This is a genomic window from Devosia sp. XGJD_8, from assembly GCF_046614475.1.
In the GTDB taxonomy this organism is placed as follows: Bacteria; Pseudomonadota; Alphaproteobacteria; order Rhizobiales; family Devosiaceae; genus Devosia.
The window spans coordinates 1,204,961-1,222,122 of the sequence record NZ_JBKJHF010000001.1; the positions used below are offsets into that span (position 1 = coordinate 1,204,961).

16 protein-coding genes are annotated in these 17,162 nt (G+C 65.2%); 11 read left to right on the forward strand and 5 right to left on the reverse strand.

The window, feature by feature from the left end; all coding sequences use genetic code 11:
* Positions 1–43: 43 nt before the first annotated feature.
* On the reverse strand, positions 44–850 hold the full coding sequence (locus ACLI1C_RS05635) for a uracil-DNA glycosylase (protein WP_411395887.1): 807 nt from the start codon (positions 848–850) through the stop codon (positions 44–46).
* Between the two features lie 111 nt (positions 851–961).
* Between ACLI1C_RS05635 and ACLI1C_RS05640 the strand changes: the two genes are divergently transcribed.
* The 3 genes from ACLI1C_RS05640 to ACLI1C_RS05650 all read left to right on the forward strand — a co-directional run bounded on the left by ACLI1C_RS05640 (position 962) and on the right by ACLI1C_RS05650 (position 5,360).
* Positions 962–2,623: a 4Fe-4S dicluster domain-containing protein gene (locus tag ACLI1C_RS05640; RefSeq protein ID WP_411395888.1), complete on the forward strand. Its 1,662-nt coding sequence runs from the start codon at positions 962–964 to the stop codon at positions 2,621–2,623.
* A 107-nt stretch (positions 2,624–2,730) separates the two neighbouring features.
* Complete coding sequence (locus ACLI1C_RS05645; RefSeq protein ID WP_411395889.1) at positions 2,731–4,479, forward strand: tetratricopeptide repeat protein; 1,749 nt, start codon at positions 2,731–2,733, stop codon at positions 4,477–4,479.
* A gap of 5 nt (positions 4,480–4,484) precedes the next feature.
* Complete coding sequence (locus ACLI1C_RS05650) at positions 4,485–5,360, forward strand: 4-(cytidine 5'-diphospho)-2-C-methyl-D-erythritol kinase (protein WP_411395890.1); 876 nt, start codon at positions 4,485–4,487, stop codon at positions 5,358–5,360.
* Between the two features lie 136 nt (positions 5,361–5,496).
* Here the strand turns inward: ACLI1C_RS05650 and ACLI1C_RS05655 are convergent, their stop codons facing one another.
* Entirely contained in the window at positions 5,497–6,492 is a 996-nt protein-coding gene (locus ACLI1C_RS05655; protein WP_411398232.1) for a polyprenyl synthetase family protein, read from the reverse strand.
* A 235-nt stretch (positions 6,493–6,727) separates the two neighbouring features.
* On the opposite strand from ACLI1C_RS05655, the gene ACLI1C_RS05660 reads away from it, so the two are divergent.
* The 8 genes from ACLI1C_RS05660 to ACLI1C_RS05695 all read left to right on the forward strand — a co-directional run bounded on the left by ACLI1C_RS05660 (position 6,728) and on the right by ACLI1C_RS05695 (position 15,115).
* On the forward strand, positions 6,728–7,390 hold the full coding sequence (locus tag ACLI1C_RS05660) for a methyltransferase (RefSeq protein ID WP_411395891.1): 663 nt from the start codon (positions 6,728–6,730) through the stop codon (positions 7,388–7,390).
* A gap of 48 nt (positions 7,391–7,438) precedes the next feature.
* The gene (locus tag ACLI1C_RS05665; protein WP_411395892.1) at positions 7,439–8,284 is read left to right on the forward strand and encodes a S49 family peptidase; all 846 of its coding nucleotides are present in this window, start codon (positions 7,439–7,441) and stop codon (positions 8,282–8,284) included.
* The gene (locus ACLI1C_RS05670; protein WP_411395893.1) at positions 8,281–8,505 is read left to right on the forward strand and encodes a hypothetical protein; all 225 of its coding nucleotides are present in this window, start codon (positions 8,281–8,283) and stop codon (positions 8,503–8,505) included. Before ACLI1C_RS05665 ends, ACLI1C_RS05670 begins: the two co-directional genes overlap by 4 nt.
* Positions 8,506–8,557: 52 nt before the next feature.
* Positions 8,558–9,481, forward strand: a complete 924-nt coding sequence (locus ACLI1C_RS05675) for a glycine--tRNA ligase subunit alpha (RefSeq protein ID WP_411395894.1) — start codon at positions 8,558–8,560, stop codon at positions 9,479–9,481.
* Between the two features lie 78 nt (positions 9,482–9,559).
* A complete protein-coding gene (locus ACLI1C_RS05680; RefSeq protein WP_411395895.1) occupies positions 9,560–10,117 on the forward strand; it encodes a LemA family protein in 558 nt (185 codons plus the stop codon).
* A 6-nt stretch (positions 10,118–10,123) separates the two neighbouring features.
* Complete coding sequence (locus ACLI1C_RS05685; RefSeq protein ID WP_411395896.1) at positions 10,124–12,031, forward strand: DUF2207 domain-containing protein; 1,908 nt, start codon at positions 10,124–10,126, stop codon at positions 12,029–12,031.
* A gap of 66 nt (positions 12,032–12,097) precedes the next feature.
* Entirely contained in the window at positions 12,098–14,122 is a 2,025-nt protein-coding gene (gene glyS, locus ACLI1C_RS05690) for a glycine--tRNA ligase subunit beta (RefSeq protein ID WP_411395897.1), read from the forward strand.
* Between the two features lie 12 nt (positions 14,123–14,134).
* Entirely contained in the window at positions 14,135–15,115 is a 981-nt protein-coding gene (locus tag ACLI1C_RS05695) for a DUF808 domain-containing protein (protein ID WP_411395898.1), read from the forward strand.
* A 9-nt stretch (positions 15,116–15,124) separates the two neighbouring features.
* Here the strand turns inward: ACLI1C_RS05695 and rnhA are convergent, their stop codons facing one another.
* The 3 genes from rnhA to ispH are packed head-to-tail and all read right to left on the reverse strand — an operon-like array spanning position 15,125 to position 17,062.
* Positions 15,125–15,571, reverse strand: coding sequence for a ribonuclease HI (gene rnhA, locus ACLI1C_RS05700; RefSeq protein ID WP_411395899.1), 447 nt, complete (start codon positions 15,569–15,571; stop codon positions 15,125–15,127).
* The gene (locus ACLI1C_RS05705; protein WP_411395900.1) at positions 15,564–16,094 is read right to left on the reverse strand and encodes a GNAT family N-acetyltransferase; all 531 of its coding nucleotides are present in this window, start codon (positions 16,092–16,094) and stop codon (positions 15,564–15,566) included. The genes rnhA and ACLI1C_RS05705 overlap by 8 nt, the downstream gene beginning before the upstream one ends.
* A complete protein-coding gene (gene ispH / locus ACLI1C_RS05710) occupies positions 16,091–17,062 on the reverse strand; it encodes a 4-hydroxy-3-methylbut-2-enyl diphosphate reductase (RefSeq protein WP_411395901.1) in 972 nt (323 codons plus the stop codon). Before ispH ends, ACLI1C_RS05705 begins: the two co-directional genes overlap by 4 nt.
* Positions 17,063–17,162: the final 100 nt, after the last annotated feature.

The window sequence follows — 17,162 nt, forward strand, 5'->3', positions numbered from 1 at the left end:
TTGCGGCCATGCCCGATATTGTCGGGGCAGGGGCTCCGGGAGCCTAACCCAGCCCCAGTTCCACCATCTTCAGCTTGAGCGCCAGCATGTCGGCCCAGGCCTGCTGCTTGGCGGCCGGATTGCGCAGCAGATAGGCCGGGTGCAGCGTCGGGATCGCCTCCACCGCATGGTTGCCGATGGTCACGTCCGACCATTTGCCGCGCATCTTGATGATGCCCGCCGTCGTCGAAAACACCGTCTGCATGGCCGGCCCGCCCAGCGTCATCACCAGCCTGGGCGCGACCAGTTCCACCTGACGATGCAGGAAGGGCAGGCACAGCGCCATTTCCTCGGGCGTCGGCGTGCGGTTGCCCGGCGGCCGCCACGGCACGGTATTGGCGATATAGACCCTGGTTCGATCCAGCCCGATGGCCGCCAGCATGCGGTCGAGCAATTGCCCGGACTTGCCGACAAACGGCTTGCCCTGCCGGTCCTCCTCGGCGCCGGGTGCCTCGCCGATCAGCATGATATCGGCCTCCGGATTGCCATCGGCGAATACCAGCTGCGTTGCCCGCAGTTTCAGCCCGCAGCCGTCATAGGCGCCCAGCAGCGCCTGCAATTGCTCAAGGCTCTGCGCCGAAGCGGCGAGGCTCCGCGCCTCTGCGGGGTCGCCACCCAGCATGGGCGCCTCGGCCGGCCGCTCGCCCGCCGGGCTCGCCACTGCCGCCAGCGCCGGCACGGCGCGCGCCGGCGGGCGCTGCGCAAAGCGGTCCACCGGCTCCTCGCCCACGGCAATGTCGACGCCCGCAGCCCGATACCAGTCGAGCACGGCGAGCATTTCGTCGTGATTTAGCGGTCGATCTTGAGCCATGTTCTCTGTTATGTCACAGCCCGTTTGGCGCGGCCAGCCGCGCATGGAGCGCCGTCGGCAAATGTGGATACCGGTTCCGGATCGACAGCGCGACCAGACGGCAATGCAAGCTTGAGGCAGTCCTATATGGCAGAGGCCGGTTCGCGCGAAACCCTTTCGACCGACGTGCTGATCGTTGGCGCGGGTCCCTCTGGCCTGGCTGCCGCCATCCGCATCAAGCAGCGCCATCCCGAGATCGCCGTGACCGTGGTGGAAAAGGCGGCCGAAATCGGCGGCCATATCATCTCCGGCGCAGTGATGGACCCGGTCGGGCTCGATGCGCTGATTCCCGATTGGCGCCTCAAGGGCGCCCCCGTCGGCCCCGATGTCACCACCGACACCTATCATTACCTGACCGAACAGCACGATTTCGCGCTGCCCCATATGCTGGTGCCGCCCCAGCTCAAGACGCCCAATGCGGTGATCGTGAGCCTGGGCAGTCTGGTGCGCTGGCTGGGCGAGCAGGCGGCCGAACTGGGCGTCGATATCTTCCCCATGACGGCGGCGGTCGATGTGCTGAGCACCGGCAATGGCCCGGTGCGCGGCATCATTACCGGCGATCTGGGCCGCGACCATGACGGCAATCCCAAGCCCGGCTTTGCCGAAGGCATCGCGCTCGAAGCCAGATACACACTGATCGCCGAAGGCGCCCGCGGTTCGCTGGCCAGGCAGGTCATTGCCGCCCATCAGCTCGCCCGCGAGCCGCAGAAATATGGCCTGGGCATCAAGGAAGTCTGGGAGATCCCCGCCGAGCGGCACCAGCCGGGCAGGGTGGATCACTATCTCGGCTTCCCGCTCGACAATGCCACCGCCGGCGGCGGCTTCGTCTACCACGCCGAAGACCGCAAGCTCTATGTGGGCCTCGTGACCTATCTCGATTACCAGGACCCCACGCTGTCCCCCTTCGACGAGTTCCAGCGCTTCAAGACCCATAAATCGGTCGCCCCGCTGCTCGAAGGCGCCACCCGCCTCAGCTATGGCGCCCGCGCCGTCACGGCAGGCGGCTGGCAGTCGGTCCCCACGCTGGCCTTTGCCGGCGGCGGGCTGATCGGCTGCGCCGCCGGTTTCATGAATGCCCCGCGCCTCAAGGCCATCCACAACGCCATCCTCTCGGGCATCGGCGCTGCCGATGCCGTGGCCGACGCCATCGGCAAGGGCCGCCAGCACGACCTCATCGCCGATTTCGGCCATCGCGTCATGGCCACCGGCATTGCCGAGGAATTGCGGGGCGTGCGCAACGTCAAGCCGCTCTGGACCCGGCTCGGCACCTTCGTCGGTGCCCTGGCCTCGGGCGTCGAACTCTGGTCGTCCGCCATCCTGCGGCGCTCGCTGCTCGGCACGCTGCACCACACCGCGCCCGATTATCAGGGGCTCAAGCCCCGGGGCGCGCTGCCGCCCCGGACCTATGCCAGGCCCGACGGCAAGCTGACCTTTGATCGCGCCTCATCGGTCTATCTCGCCAATCTGGCACATGACGAGGACCAGCCGGTTCATCTCCGTCTTGCCGATCCGGCCGTGCCGATCCGCGACAACCTGCCCAGATATGGCGAGCCGGCGCCGCTCTATTGCCCGGCCGGGGTTTATGAAGTGGCCGAGGAGGGCGGAACTCCGGTCTTCCGCATCAGCGCCGCCAATTGCGTGCACTGCAAGACCTGCGACATCAAGGACCCGGCCCAGAACATCACCTGGGTGCCCCCTGAAGGGGGCAGCGGCCCCAACTATAGCGGAATGTAGCGCGGCGCCGAGATCACGCTATGTGGCGCGCCCTTGCGGCGCGGTCCCAAAACGGACAATCTTCGCCGCCAGAACGGGCCCAACCGGCCAAGGGAGTTTCGAGCCTCGTGATATCGCTTCTGCATCGCTTCGCGCGTCCGGCGCTGGTTGCCATCCTCCTCTCGACCTCGGCCCCTATGGTCCAGGCCGCGCAATCGGCCCAGTCCGTCCAGACCGCGCAGTCCAATCCCCTGACCCAGTTCAACCTGCTCCCCCTGTTCCGCATCAGCGTCACCGGCTCCTATATGGCCGGCCAGCAGGCGCTGCAGGATCTGCGCACCGACGAGGCGGCCCGCTATTTCGCCCAGGCCGCCCAGGCCGATTGGGACAATCCGGTGCTGGTGGAGCGCGCCTTCATCGCCTATGCCGCCGATGGCCAGGTCGGCCAGGCGGCCTCGACCGCCAAGCACCTGCTTGAGCTCGATCCCAATAACGAACTTGCCGAGCTGGTTGTCGCCACCGAGGCGCTCAAGGAGCGCCGCTATGCGGCTGCCGAGCAGATGCTGGGTGCCATCGGGCAGGACAGCTTCACCGGCATAACCGCGGGCATCCTGCATGCCTGGGCCCTGGTGGGCGATAACCGCAAGGCGGAAGCCGATGCCGTGCTCGACAAGCTCGGCCAGTCGGGACTCGAAGACTTCCTCGTGTTCCACCGTGCGCTGATGGCTGAGGCCTCCGGCGATACCGAAGGCGCCATTGCCCTTGCCGCCCGCGCATTCGAGGCCGAGCCCTATGTGGCCCGCATTGCTGAGGTCTATGCGCGCATCCTGGCCAATGCCGGGCGCACCGAAGAAGCGCGTGACGTGATCGCCGCTTTCGAGGACCAGGGCATCACCCATCCGGTCGTCACCATCGTCAAGGAGCAGATCGAGGCCGGCCAGCGCCCGGGCATCTTTGCCTCCAATGTACAGGTCGGCGCCGCCGAAATGTTCCATGGCATCGGCGTTGCCCTGTCGCGCGATGGCAGTCTCGACCTGTCGCTGGTCTTCCTGCGCATGGGGCTCTATCTCGACCCCTCCGCCGACGTCATCGCGCTGGCCCTCGGGCAATTGCTCGACAGCGCCAACCAGCACGACGCGGCCAACGCCATATATGACGCAGTGCCGGTGACCTCGCCGATGAAGCCGACGGCCGTGGTGCGCATCGCGCAGAACCTCGACGTCAAGGGCGATCGCCCCGAAGCCCTGCGCCGTCTTGGTAATATCGTCACCAGCCGCCCCGGCGATCTCGACGCGGTGTCCGTGCTGGGCGATCTGCTGCGCTATGACGAGCAATATCTCGAGGCCGCCGAGGCCTATAGCAAGGCACTGGCCCTGACCGGTGGCGACAGCCCTGCCGACTGGCGCTTCTACTATGTGCGCGGCATCGCCTATGAGCGGGCCAAGCAATGGCCCAAGGCCGAAGCCGATTTCCTCAAGGCGCTCGAGCTCAATCCCGATCAGCCGGCCGTGCTCAACTATCTCGGCTATAGCTGGATCGACCAGGATATGAACCTCGAGCCGGCCCTCGAAATGATCGAGAAGGCCGTCGAGGCGCAGCCCCAGGATGGCTATATCGTCGATTCGCTGGGTTGGGCCTTCTACAAGCTCGGCCGCATCGAGGAGGCGGTGAAGACGCTCGAGCACGCCGTGCTGCTGCGCCCCAACGATGCCGAGATCAACGACCATCTGGGCGATGCCTATTGGAAGGCCGGCCGCAAGCTCGAAGCCCGGTTCCAGTGGAATGTCGCCGCCTCGGTCGATGAGACCGGCAACGTCAAGGAGCGCGTGGCGGCCAAGCTCGCCGATGGGCTGACCGAAGCCAACGAGACCGAATAGCACTCATGACGGCACCCTTCGTCCAGCTCGCGCCGGCCAAGGTAAACCTTGCCCTGCACGTGACGCGTCGGCGTGAGGACGGCTATCACGATCTCGAAAGCCTTGTCGTCTTCGCCGACCTGGCCGATGAACTCGAAGCGGTTCCCGCCCCTGCCGACACCCTGCACATCTCGGGGCCCTTTGCCGCCGGGCTGGGCGCCGGGGAAAGCAATCTGGTCTCGCGGGCCGTGGCCGCCTTCCGCGCCCGCTGGCCCGAGGCCGTGACGACCGGTCTGGCCCTGCGCCTCACCAAGAACCTGCCCGTCGCGGCCGGCATTGGCGGCGGCTCGGCCGATGCCGCGGCGGCCCTGCGCCTCATGGCGAGCCTTTCCAGCCAGCCCATCGCCGTAGCCGAGCTCGCCGATATGGCCGCACGCCTTGGCGCGGACGTGCCCGCCTGTCTGGTATCGGCCCCGCTGGTCGCGCGCGGCGTGGGCGAGGTGCTGGCACCGCTCCCCGAATTTCCCGCCTGCCACCTGGTGCTGGTCAATCCCATGGTGCCGCTGGCCACCGCCGACGTGTTCCGGCGGCTGCGGGCGCATGACAATTATCCGCTGCCCGAATTGCCCTCGCCGCTGACGCGTCCGGCGCAACTGGGCATCTGGCTGGCCGAAACCCGCAACGACCTGCAGCCGCCGGCCGTCAAGCTCGTGCCCATCATCGGTGATATCGTTGCCCAGCTGGCCGAGACACAGGGCTGCATCCTGGCGCGCATGTCGGGCTCGGGCGCCACGGTCTTCGGCCTGTTCGGCTCCTCCGGCCAGGCCCACCAGGCCGCCCAGGTCATGCGCGCGGCGCATCCCGATCACTGGGTGGCGGCTGCGCCATTGCTGGTGCCCTAGCGCGAATGCCCCCAACGCACAGATCGTCACCCTCCGGCTTGACCCGAGGGGTCTGTACTCTAGGGGCCGATCGATAAGTGAAGAGCCCTCGGGTCAAGCCCGAGGGTGACGCGCGGTGGACTGTGAAAATCGCCGCCTAGTAAGCCCGGATCACGCTGAATTCGACCACGTCGCTCAGCAGCGCACGCATCTCGGACTCCGGCAGCACGTCCAGCGCCTGCTGCGCCGAGCGGGCATGGCCATGCGCCTGGTCGATGGTGCGGGCCAGCGTCTTGTGCTGTTCCATGATCGCCACCACTTCGGCAACCTGCTCGGCCGTGGCTTCGGCATCGCCCAGCGCCTTGGTGATGGTGGCGCGTTCGGCCTCGCTGCCTTCGCTCAGGGCCAGGATCACCGGCAGGGTCATCTTGCCCTCGCGCAGGTCGTCGCCGGTATTCTTGCCCAGCGTGCCGGACTGGCCGCCATAGTCGAGCACGTCATCGACCAGCTGGAACGCATTGCCCAGTTCAAGCCCGAAACGCGCCAGTGCCTTGCGGCCTTCCGCATCGGCGCCGCCCGACATGGCGCCCACTTCGCAGGCCGCCTCGAATAGCACCGCGGTCTTGGCGCGGATCACTTCGGCATAGTCGGCCGGTGTGGTGGTCAGGTCGCCGGTCTTGGCCAGCTGGAACACTTCGCCCTCGGCCATCACCGCCGAAGCGGCGGACAGCACGCCGAGCGCGCCGATATCGCCGGTTTCAACCATCATCATGAAAGCCTGGCCGAGCAGGAAGTCGCCCACCAGGATGGAAGCCTTGTTGCCCCAGACCATGCGGGCCGCCGGCTTGCCGCGCCGCATGTCGCTCTCGTCGACAACGTCGTCATGCAGCAGGGTGGCATTGTGCATGAATTCGACGGCCGCCGCGAAATTGATCGCCGAGCCCGTGCCCTTGCCGAAAAGCTGGGCTGCCGCCACGGTCAGCATGGGACGCAGGCGCTTGCCGCCGCTCTCGATGAGGTAGCGCGCCAGCTCCGGCACCATTTCGACATGAGAATCGGCGCGGCTGAGAATCAGCGCATTCACCTTGGCCATGTCAGCCTCGGTCGCCGCCAGCAGCCGCTCGATCGGGTTGGCCGAAGGCGCTTCTCTCATCTGCGTCAGAACTGACACTGTTGTTCCGTCCTCGTTTGCCGCCTAGCAAATCTGGTTGAGCCTGCTGCACAAGCGCATGTAAGGTCGCGCAAAACCGGCCTTTCAGGGTGCGATGTCCCTAGACCAGCCTCATAGCTTTGTAAAACACCAATCGGTAACACGCGATGCCTTTTTGGGTGGTCGGCTCACTCTGTCGCAGCCTGAGCACGGTTTCCGTGCCGGATTGGATAGCGTGTTGCTGGGCGCGGCCGTCGCGGCCACCAGCAAAAGCCTGCTCGACCTCGGTTGCGGCGTCGGCACTGCGGCCTTTGTCGCCATGACGCATCATGGCGAACTTGCCGGCACGCTGGCCGAACAGAACGCCGAGATGCTCGCTTTGGCCGAGGCCAATGCGGCCGCCAACGGATTCGCGGCGCGTGCACGCATCATTCTGGCGGACGTGGCCGCCAAGGGAAGCGAGCGTCAGGCGGCCGGCCTAGCGGAAAACGCCTTCGACAGCGTCATCGCCAATCCCCCCTTCTTCGCCGATGGCGCCGGCACCCTGGCCACAGATGCCGGCCGCGCCGGCTCCCGGCACATGGACGCCGCAACGCTCGATCGCTGGATCAAGACGGCGGCCGGCGCCGCTGCCGGCGGCGGCGAGGTCATCTTCGTCTATCCCGCGCAACGCCTTTCGCCGCTCCTTGCCGGCTTCGAGCAGCGCTTCGGCGCCATCACAGTGCTGCCGTTGAGCCCGCGCCCGGGCGAGCCGGCCAGCCGGGTGCTGCTGCGGGGAATCAAGGGCTCGCGCGCGCCGCTGACCCTCCTGGCCAGCCGGCCTCTCCACGAGGTCACAGGCCGCGCCTTCCAACCGGACTTCGACGCAATCTTTCGTGGCCAGGCCCGGCTTGTCTGGTAATCGGCCCGGCAAGGCCCTAAATCTGGCCGCGAAGCAAAAGGATCGCGCATGGCCATCGAACTGACCACGCCCAAATGGAACTGGCTGCAGCGCCTCACCGGCCGCGGCAAGACCCCCATCCCCGTGGTGCGCCTGCATGGCGTCATTGCCGCCGAGCAGCGCCAGGGGCGCCTCAACATCGCGACCGTCGGCCCTCTGCTCAAGCGCGCCTTCGCCATCAAGGCGGCGCCGGTCGTGGCCATCATCGTCAATTCGCCGGGCGGTTCGCCCGTGCAGAGCCGGCTGATCGCCAAGCGCATCCGCGACCTGGCCGACGAGCACAACAAGCCCGTGCTGGTTTTCGTTGAAGACGCCGCGGCATCGGGTGGCTATTTCATCGCGGTGGCCGGTGACGAGATCATCGCCGATCCCAGCTCGATCGTCGGCTCCATCGGCGTCATCATGGCCGGCTTCGGCTTTGTCGGTACGCTGGAAAAACTCGGCATCGAGCGGCGCGTCCATACTGCGGGCAGCAACAAGTCGACGCTCGATCCTTTCCTGCCGGAAAAGAAGAGCGATATCGAGCGCATCAAACAGGTCGAACTCGACATTCATAACGTGTTCATAGACGTGGTGAAAAAGCGGCGGGGCAGCAAGCTCAAGGCCGCTGACGACGTGCTGTTCACCGGCGAATGGTGGACCGGCATGCGCGGTCTGGAGCTCGGCCTCGTCGACGCCATCGGCGATATCCACGAGACACTCCACACCCGCTACGGCAAGGAGATCGACCTCAAGATGATCGAGCCCAAACGCCCATGGTTCGGTATCCCGCGCCTCGGATTCTCCAACGGAATCAGCGGGGATATCGCCGCCACCATCGAGGATCGCTCGATCTGGGCGAGGTTCGGCCTATGATCTGGCGCGTCCTTATCATCGCTGTCATCGGCCTGGCTATCCTCTGGGGGCTCCGCAGAATCTGGCGCGACTGGACCGGCCATTTCAACGCCGAGGAGCAGGAAGCCAAGCGCCTGCGCCGCGAACGCGACCTGCGCGAACGCGCCCAACCCGGCGTCATCGACCTCAAGCGCGACGACGACGGCACCTTCCGCCCGGGCGACGACGACAAACGCCGTTGACCGTAACCGGCGGCCAAACTAGAGGTTTGTCCCAACTAGCAGGGACTGCCAGATGACCAACCGCCCGTCGCATATGGACCCCCGGAACTCGTTCCAGGGCCTCATTCTCACGCTGCAGAATTTCTGGGCGGAGCAGGGCTGCGTCATCCTGCAGCCCTATGACATGCAGATGGGCGCCGGCACGTTTCATACCGCGACCACCCTGCGCGCTCTTGGCCCCAAGCCGTGGAAGGCCGCCTATGTGCAGCCCAGCCGTCGCCCCAAGGATGGACGCTATGGCGAAAACCCCAATCGCCTGCAGCACTATTACCAGTTCCAGGTAATCCTGAAGCCCTCGCCGGCCAATATCCAGGAGCTCTACCTGCAGTCGCTGGCCGAGATCGGTCTCGACGCCGCCCTGCATGATATCCGCTTCGTCGAGGACGACTGGGAAAGCCCCACTCTGGGCGCCTGGGGCCTGGGCTGGGAATGCTGGTGCGACGGCATGGAAGTCAGCCAGTTCACCTATTTCCAGCAGGTGGCCGGCTTTGAATGCTCGCCGGTGCCGGGCGAAATTACCTATGGTCTGGAACGGCTTGCCATGTATGTGCAGGGCGTTGAAAACGTCTACGACCTCAATTTCAATGGCCGCGAAGGCGACGACAAGGTCACCTATGGCGATGTCTTCCTGCAGAACGAGCAGGAATCCTCGAAGTACAATTTCGAGGTCGCCGACACCGAAATCCTGTTTCGCCATTTTGCCGATGCCGAGCAGGAATGCCGGGCCATCCTCGCCAAGGGTGCCGAGGCCAACCGCCAGTCCATGGCCATTCCGGCCTATGAGCAGGTGGTCAAGGCCAGCCACAACTTCAACATGCTCGATGCACGCGGCGTCATCTCGGTGACCGAGCGCCAGAGCTACATACTTCGCATCCGCGAACTGGCAAAGAGCTGTGGCGAGGCCTGGCTGCAGACCGCGGGCGGCGGCGCGGAGTAGCCGAGCAATCCCATTGCGCGCCTGCTGGCAGAGTGCCAATGTCCGCGGCAATTGCTGGTGCGCTTGAGGGAGCTACATATGTTCGGTTGGATCATTCTGGGCCTGGTCGTTGCGGCCGCAGCCTACGCCGTCGTCATCTACAACGGGCTCGTCAAGAACCGGCAGATGGTGGAAGAGGGCTGGTCCGGCATCGACGTCCAGCTCAAGCGCCGCACCGATCTCATCCCCAATCTGATGGAAACCGTGAAGGGCTATATGAGCCATGAGCGCGAGACGCTCGAGGCCGTGACCAATGCCCGTGCCGCCGCCACGGCCGCCGCCAATGGCACGCCCGAGCAGCGCGCCGCGGCCGAAGGCCAGCTCTCTTCGGCCCTGGGCCGGCTCATCGCCACGGCAGAGGCCTATCCAGACCTCAAGGCCAATACGACCTTCCTCGAATTCCAGGCAGCCCTGCAGACCGTGGAAGACGAAATCCAGATGGCCCGCCGCTATTACAACGGCGCCGTTCGCAACATGAATGTCATGGTCGAATCCGTGCCCTCCAACTTCATCGCCGGCCCCTTCGGCTTCCGCAAGGCGCAGTATTTCGAGCTTGAGAACGAGGCCGACCGGGCCGTCCCGACCGTCAAGTTCTGAGCCGCCATGCGCCTGCTGCTTCGCTTCGTCCTCGCTGCGCTGCTCGCGCTGACGCTGGCTCTGCCGGTGTCGGCGCGCGAGGAAATCTCGGGCTTCATTGCCGATATAACCCTGCGCAACGATGGCTCGGTCCGGGTCGTTGAAACCATCGATGTCAATGCCGAAGGCATCGACATAAGGCGCGGCATCTATCGCGACATCCCCACCGTGCAGCTGTCCATTTCCGGCCAGAAGATCCGCTCGGGCCTGGTGGTCGAAACCGTCACCCGCGACGGGAATGACGAGCCCTTCCGCACCGAGCGCATGGGCAATTTCGTCCGCATCTGGATCGGCAACAGCGAGCAGTTCATCGCCCGCGGCCAGCATCGCTATGTCCTGACCTACACAATGGATCGCATGGCCCGCAGCTTTGCCGAGCATGACGAGCTCTATTGGAACGCCACCGGCAATTACTGGATATTCCCCATTGTCCGTTCCGTGGCGCGGGTGACGCTGCCGGACGGCGCGGTCATCTCCGATCTGGTTGCCTATACCGGCCCCGTCGGCTCCACCGAGCAGGCCGTCACCATCACGCGCAACACCGACAATACCGCGACCTTCCGCACCAACCGCGCCCTTGCCGCGGGGGAGGGCATGAGCTTCGCGGTCAAGTTCCAGAAGGGCATCCTGGTCCCACCCAGCGGCGCCAATGCCCTGCTGCAATGGCTGTCCGACATGCGCGAGATCATCCTGCCAATTCTCGGCGTGATACTGGTGCTGGCCTATAACCTGATTGCCTGGAACCGGGTGGGCCGCGACCCGGCCAAGGGTACGATTATTCCCCTGTTCCACCCCCCCAAGGATTTCTCGCCCGCGCTGACACACTATGTGCATCGCTGGGGCTTCCATGAATGGACCGCCTTCACCGCCACCCTGTTTGACCTCGGGGTCAAGGGGCTGGTGAAAATCGACAATCCCGAAAGCGGTCTCTCGGTCGAGGTCACCGGAAAGTCTCCAGACGAGCCGCTCCCGGCGGGTGAGCAGAAGCTGTTTCGCTATCTCCAGTCCAGGGGCACGGTGAGCGTCGACAAGAGCAACGGCGTCGAACTGGCCAAGCAGCGCGTGGCATTCCAGACGGCCATCGAGAGCGAAAACCGCAGTGTCTGGTTCAACCACAATGTAGGCTATGCCGCGCTGGGCTTTCTGATCGCCCTCGTCGTGCTCGCCGCCATGGTCTGGTTTGAGGCGCTGGAGCCGATCTGGCTGGTGGTCGGCGTGGTGGCCGGCGTGCTGCTGGGCCTGTTCGGCACAGTCGCCAATGCCATGTGGAAGGGCGGCGGTTTCCGGCGCTTCTTCCTGCTGCTCTGGATCGGCATCGTCGGGTTCAATTTCGTCGGTGGTGGCATCGAGATGTTCACCCAGCTGACGGTGAACACCGCTGCCATTGCCGCTGCGTCCATTGTTCTGCTCACCGTGGTCTTTGCCGTGCTGATGCGCGCGCCGACCATCCAGGGTCGCAAGGTCATGGACCAGATCGAGGGCTTCAAGCTCTACCTGGAGACGGCCGAAAAGGAGCGGATGAACATTGTCGGCGAACCGCCAATGACCATCAGCCGCTTCGAGCGCATCCTGCCCTATGCCATTGCGCTGGGTGTGGAAAAGCCGTGGTCGGAACACTTCGAGGGTGAGCTGGCGCGCAATGCGGTGAGCGATGTGGAGCACGGCGCGATCTACCAGCCGCGCTGGTATTCGGGCAGCACTTCCTTCTCTCCCGGCAAGATATCCAACTCCATCAGCGCCGCGGCGGCGGGCATGACGGCGGCCATGGTTGCCGCCCAGCCGGTGCAGGCCAGCTCGTCCGGCTTCAGCTCGGGCGGCGGCGGTGGTGGATCGTCCGGTGGCGGCGGAGGCGGTGGTGGCGGTGGCGGCTGGTAATCGCCAATAGACATCCCGGCCTGCCCAAGCTAAGCAAACCCGCGCTTTCCAACCCTGGTATCCACCATGCCCGAACTGCTGCTCGAACTCTTTTCCGAGGAAATCCCCGCCCGCTTCCAGCGGCGCGCGGCTGATGATCTCAAGAAGGCTGTGACCAATGCGCTGGTCGATGCCGGGCTGGTCTACGAGGGCGCCAAGGCATTCGTGACGCCGCGCCGGCTGGCGCTGACCGTGACCGGCCTGCCGGGCCGCTCGCCCGATACGCGCGAGGAAAAGAAGGGCCCCAAGGTCGGCGCACCACAGCCGGCCATCGACGGCTTTCTGCGCTCGGCGGGTCTCAGCTCGATCGATCAGGCCAAGGTCGAAAGCGACCCCAAGAAGGGCGACTTCTACGTCGCCCATATTAACAAGCCGGGTGCCGAGGCGGTGGACCTGTTGTCCGCCATCCTGCCGAAAATCCTGACCGATTTTCCCTGGGCCAAGTCGATGCGCTGGGGCAGCGGCAGCTTCAACTGGGTGCGCCCGCTGCGCGCCATTACCGCCACCTTCGGCGCGGAAAACGAAGAGCCGGTCGTCATCCCCTTCGATTCCAACGAGCTGGCCTCCGGCCAGACCACGTTCGGGCATCGCTTCCTGGCGCCCGAGCCGATTCGCGTGCGCCGCTTTGACGACTACGCGGCGGCGCTGGAGCGCGCCAAGGTGGTGCTCGATATCGATCGCCGCAAGGACATCATCCAGACCGATGCCGAGCAACTGGCCTTTGCCCAGGGCCTGACGGTGATCGCCGACGAGGGCCTGCTCGAAGAAGTGGCAGGCCTCGTCGAATGGCCCGTGGTGATGATGGGGTCCTTCGATCCCGCCTTCCTCGAACTGCCAGAGGAAGTCATCATCGCCACCATTCGCGCCAACCAGAAGTGCTTCTGCCTGCGCGATGCCGGCGGCAAGCTGGCGCCCAATTTCATTATCACCGCCAATACCGAGGCCAGCGATGGCGGCGCGGTGATCATTGCCGGCAACGAGCGCGTCATTCGTGCGCGCCTGTCCGACGCGGCCTTCTTCTATCGTGGTGACCTGGCGCTGCCGCTCGAACACGGCCTGCCCAAGCTTGAGGAAACCGTGTTCCACGCCAAGTTGGGAACGCAGTTCGCCCGCGTCGAGCGCCTGGTCAAGCTGGCGGCGGAGATTGCCCCGAAGGTCGGGGCCGATCCCGAGCGTGCCAAGCGTGCCGCCATGCTCGCCAAGGCGGACCTCACCACCGGCATGGTCGGCGAATTTCCCGAACTGCAGGGCCTGATGGGCCGCTACTATGCCGCGGCGCAGGGCGAACCAGCCGATATCGCGACGGCCGTCGAGATGCACTACAAGCCTCTCGGCCCCACCGACAGCGTGCCCACCGAGCCCGTCTCGATCACCGTCGCTCTGGCCGACAAGCTCGACCTGTTGACCGGCTTCTGGGCCATTGACGAAAAGCCGACCGGCTCGCGCGACCCGTTCGCATTGCGCCGTGCGGCTCTGGGCGTGATCCGCATCATCGCCGAGAACGGCCTGCGCTTCCCGCTCCGGGTGGAGCCCGACCTGCTGGCCTTTTTTCATGACCGGCTCAAGGGCACGCTGCGCGACGCGGGTGCCCGCCACGATCTCGTCGACGCCGTTATTTCGGCGGAGAGCGACGACATCCTCGAAATCACCCAGCGCGTCGGCGCGCTGTCGCAGCTGCTGTCTTCCGACGACGGCGTCAACCTCCTCGCCGGCTACCGCCGCGCCGCCAACATCCTGGCGGCCGAGGAAAAGAAGTTCAATCTGACCTATAGGGGCGCCGTCGATCAGGGGCTGCTGCGCCTGCCCGAGGAAACCGACCTGGCCTTTGCCGTCGATGCCGTCCACGCTGCCGTGCTGAGCCATGTCAGCGCCAATGACTACAAGGGCGCCATGGCCGAACTGGCGACGCTCCGGGCGCCTGTCGATGCCTTCTTCACCGCCGTGATGGTCAATGACGAGGATTCCATGGTCCGCGTTAACCGGCTCAACCTGCTCAGCCGCCTTCGCGACACCATGCATCTGGTGGCCGACTTCTCCAAGATCGCGGGCTAGGGGCGCAGGGCGATGAGTGTTGGTCTTCTTGCCCTGCTCGATGACGTCGCCGGCCTGGTAAAGGTCGCGGCGGCCTCGCTTGACGATGTTGCGGGGCAGGCGGCCAAGGCCGGGGTCAAGGCCGCCGGCGCGGTTATCGACGATGCGGCGGTGACGCCGCGCTATGTCGATGGCTTCACGGCCGATCGCGAATTGCCCATCGTCGGCAAGATCGCTTGGGGTTCGATCAAGAACAAGCTGCTGATCCTGCTGCCGGCCGCGTTACTGCTGAGCCTGTTCCTGCCCTGGCTCATCACGCCGCTGCTGATGCTGGGTGGCGCCTATCTCTGCTACGAAGGCGCCGAGAAGGTGTTTCATATGCTCGCCCCACACGAGGCCGAGCATCATGAGGCAGGTCTCGAGCCAGTGGCGCTGGGCGCCGAGACGGTGGAAGACCAGAAAATTGCCGGCGCCATCCAGACCGATTTCATCCTGTCGGCCGAGATCATGACCATCGCCCTGGCCGCCATCGAGGTCGACAACTTCTGGACACGCGCCGCTATCCTGGCTGTCGTCGGCATCGGCATTACGGCCGCCGTCTATGGCGTTGTGGCGCTGATCGTCAAAGGCGATGACCTGGGCCTTTGGCTGGCGCGACACGCACGCACCGGGCTGGGCCGCGGCTTCGGGCGCGGGCTGGTGACCGGCATGCCGGTCTTCATGCAGATTCTCAGCGTCGTCGGTACCGCCGCCATGACCTGGGTGGGCGGCAGCATCGTCGCGCATGGCCTTTACGAGTTCGGCATCGATGGCCCCGAGCATATCATCGAGGCTGCAGCCCACTGGGCCGAACAGGCCTTTCCGGCCATTGCCGGTGTGGCCGGCTGGTTCGCCACGGCGGCTGTGGACTTCGTTATCGGCCTGCTGCTCGGCGCCCTGCTGATCCCGGTTGTCGGCTATGTCGTGGCCCCGGCCTGGAAGGCCGTAAAGCACCTGCTGCCGAAGCGGGCCTAGCCCGCCCGATCAGCGCTTGGTCTTGAACGGCGCCATGCCTTCATTGGCGAGCTGGTCGGCGCGCTCGTTCAGCTCATGCCCCGCGTGACCCTTGACCCATTTCCAGTCGATTTTGTGTCGCTTGGTGGCCTCGTCCAGCGCCTGCCAGAGTTCGAGATTCTTCACCGGCTTCTTGTCGGCGGTCTTCCAGCCATTCCGCTTCCAGCCATGCATCCAGCTCTGTACGCCGTTCTTGACATATTGGCTGTCGGTATGGATCTCGACCGTGCAGGGACGCTTGAGCGCGTTCAGCGCCTCGATGGCGGCGGTCAGCTCCATCTTGTTATTGGTGGTCAGCGCTTCGCCGCCCTTCAATTCCTTGGTGTGTCCGCCATATTCGAGGATGGCTCCCCAGCCGCCGGGACCCGGATTGCCCGAGCAGGCGCCGTCGGTGTGGATGATGACGGTGTCAGTCATGGGCCTTGGGGCGCTCATAGATGTGGAACTGGCAGAGGAGCCCGTTTGGCTCGACCTCGACCCGCGTGGGGACCATGCCGATCTTGCGGAGGATGGCGAGCGAGGGCGCGTTGCGGGTATCGGCGAAGCCAATGAAATGGCTGGCGTCGGTGTCCCGGAAGATCCAGTCGCGTAACGCCGTCGCCGCCTCGGTCGCATAGCCCTGCCCGTGATGCTGTTGAAACAGCGCGTAGCCTATCTCAGGCTCTCCGGTAGGGGGATAAATGCCGAAACCGGCCCGGCCGACAAGGGCGCCGTCGGACTTGCGCGTGAGCCGCAGCTTGCCCAGGCGGCGGGTTTCGAACAGGTCGATCCAGTGGGCGACGGCCGCCTCCGCCTGCTCGCGCGACCATGGCGCACCACTGACGGAAAGGTAGCGCGCGATATCCTCGGTACCATGCAGGCGCACCAGGTCATCGACCTGGTCCATGCGCCAGCCGGACAGCACAAGGCGCTCGGTCTCGAGCAGATCCAGATCGCTCATCGTGCGACGGCGGCTTCGATGGCGCGCAGCTCACGCGGAATGTTGAAGGCGATGTTCTCCTTGGCTGTGACGCGCGCCTCGACCTTGATGTCATAGCGCTGCGCAAAGGCTTCGATCACCTCGTCCACCAGCTTTTCCGGAGCGGAGGCACCGGCCGAAACACCCAGCGTGCGAATACCCTCGAGCCGGCTCCAGTCGATCTCCGACGCCCGGTCAACCAGCATCGAGACCTTGCAGCCGGCGCGTTCCGCCACTTCCACCAGCCGCAGCGAATTGGACGAATTGGGCGAACCCACCACGATCATCGCGTCCACCTCTGGCGCGACCGCCTTGATGGCCTCCTGCCGGTTGGTGGTGGCGTAGCAGATATCTTCCTTGTGCGGCCCGTTAATGGCCGGGAAACGCGACCTGAGCGCCGCGACAATTTCCTTGGTGTCGTCCACAGAAAGAGTTGTCTGCGTCACGAAGGCCAGTGTCTGCGGGTCGCGCGGTTGAAACACCATGGCATCGGCCACGGTCTCGACCAGGCTGATGGCGCCGGGTGGCAACTGGCCCATGGTGCCAACGACCTCGGGATGGCCCTTGTGGCCGATCAGCACGATCTCGTGTCCCTCGGCAAAATGACGCTGGGCTTCCACATGCACCTTGCTGACCAGCGGGCAGGTGGCATCGAGGAAGAACATGTTGCGGCTTTTGGCGTCCGCGGGCACCGACTTGGGCACGCCATGCGCCGAAAACACCACTGGGGCGTCGGTTTCGGGGATTTCGCTGAGCTCTTCGACAAACACCGCGCCCTTGTCCCGCAGGCCGTCCACGACATATTTGTTGTGCACGATGGCGTGGCGCACATAGACCGGCGCGCCGTATTTCTCCAGCGCCAGCTCTACGATCTGGATGGCCCGATCGACCCCCGCGCAAAATCCGCGCGGGGCACACAGCAGAATGTCTAGTTGTGGCCGCTTTTCCATATCAGTCAGATGCTTTCGTGGCAGGCGCAAGTCAAGTCTTGTTGCAGCGCCAAAGCTGCGCAGGCATGATGCGCACGCAATTAAGGCAAGGGCTTAACGG

What these genes read in the sequence shown, in the direction of transcription:
- ACLI1C_RS05635 (WP_411395887.1), bottom strand. Translation starts at nt 850, where the DNA reads ATGGCTCAAGATCGACCGCTAAATCACGACGAAATGCTCGCCGTGCTC.
- ACLI1C_RS05650 (WP_411395890.1), top strand. Translation starts at nt 4,485, where the DNA reads ATGACGGCACCCTTCGTCCAGCTCGCGCCGGCCAAGGTAAACCTTGCC.
- ACLI1C_RS05655 (WP_411398232.1), bottom strand. Translation starts at nt 6,492, where the DNA reads ATGAGAGAAGCGCCTTCGGCCAACCCGATCGAGCGGCTGCTGGCGGCG.
- ACLI1C_RS05665 (WP_411395892.1), top strand. Translation starts at nt 7,439, where the DNA reads ATGGCCATCGAACTGACCACGCCCAAATGGAACTGGCTGCAGCGCCTC.
- ACLI1C_RS05670 (WP_411395893.1), top strand. Translation starts at nt 8,281, where the DNA reads ATGATCTGGCGCGTCCTTATCATCGCTGTCATCGGCCTGGCTATCCTC.
- ACLI1C_RS05675 (WP_411395894.1), top strand. Translation starts at nt 8,558, where the DNA reads ATGACCAACCGCCCGTCGCATATGGACCCCCGGAACTCGTTCCAGGGC.
- ACLI1C_RS05680 (WP_411395895.1), top strand. Translation starts at nt 9,560, where the DNA reads ATGTTCGGTTGGATCATTCTGGGCCTGGTCGTTGCGGCCGCAGCCTAC.
- ACLI1C_RS05685 (WP_411395896.1), top strand. Translation starts at nt 10,124, where the DNA reads ATGCGCCTGCTGCTTCGCTTCGTCCTCGCTGCGCTGCTCGCGCTGACG.
- glyS (WP_411395897.1), top strand. Translation starts at nt 12,098, where the DNA reads ATGCCCGAACTGCTGCTCGAACTCTTTTCCGAGGAAATCCCCGCCCGC.
- ACLI1C_RS05695 (WP_411395898.1), top strand. Translation starts at nt 14,135, where the DNA reads ATGAGTGTTGGTCTTCTTGCCCTGCTCGATGACGTCGCCGGCCTGGTA.
- rnhA (WP_411395899.1), bottom strand. Translation starts at nt 15,571, where the DNA reads ATGACTGACACCGTCATCATCCACACCGACGGCGCCTGCTCGGGCAAT.
- ACLI1C_RS05705 (WP_411395900.1), bottom strand. Translation starts at nt 16,094, where the DNA reads ATGAGCGATCTGGATCTGCTCGAGACCGAGCGCCTTGTGCTGTCCGGC.
- ispH (WP_411395901.1), bottom strand. Translation starts at nt 17,062, where the DNA reads ATGGAAAAGCGGCCACAACTAGACATTCTGCTGTGTGCCCCGCGCGGA.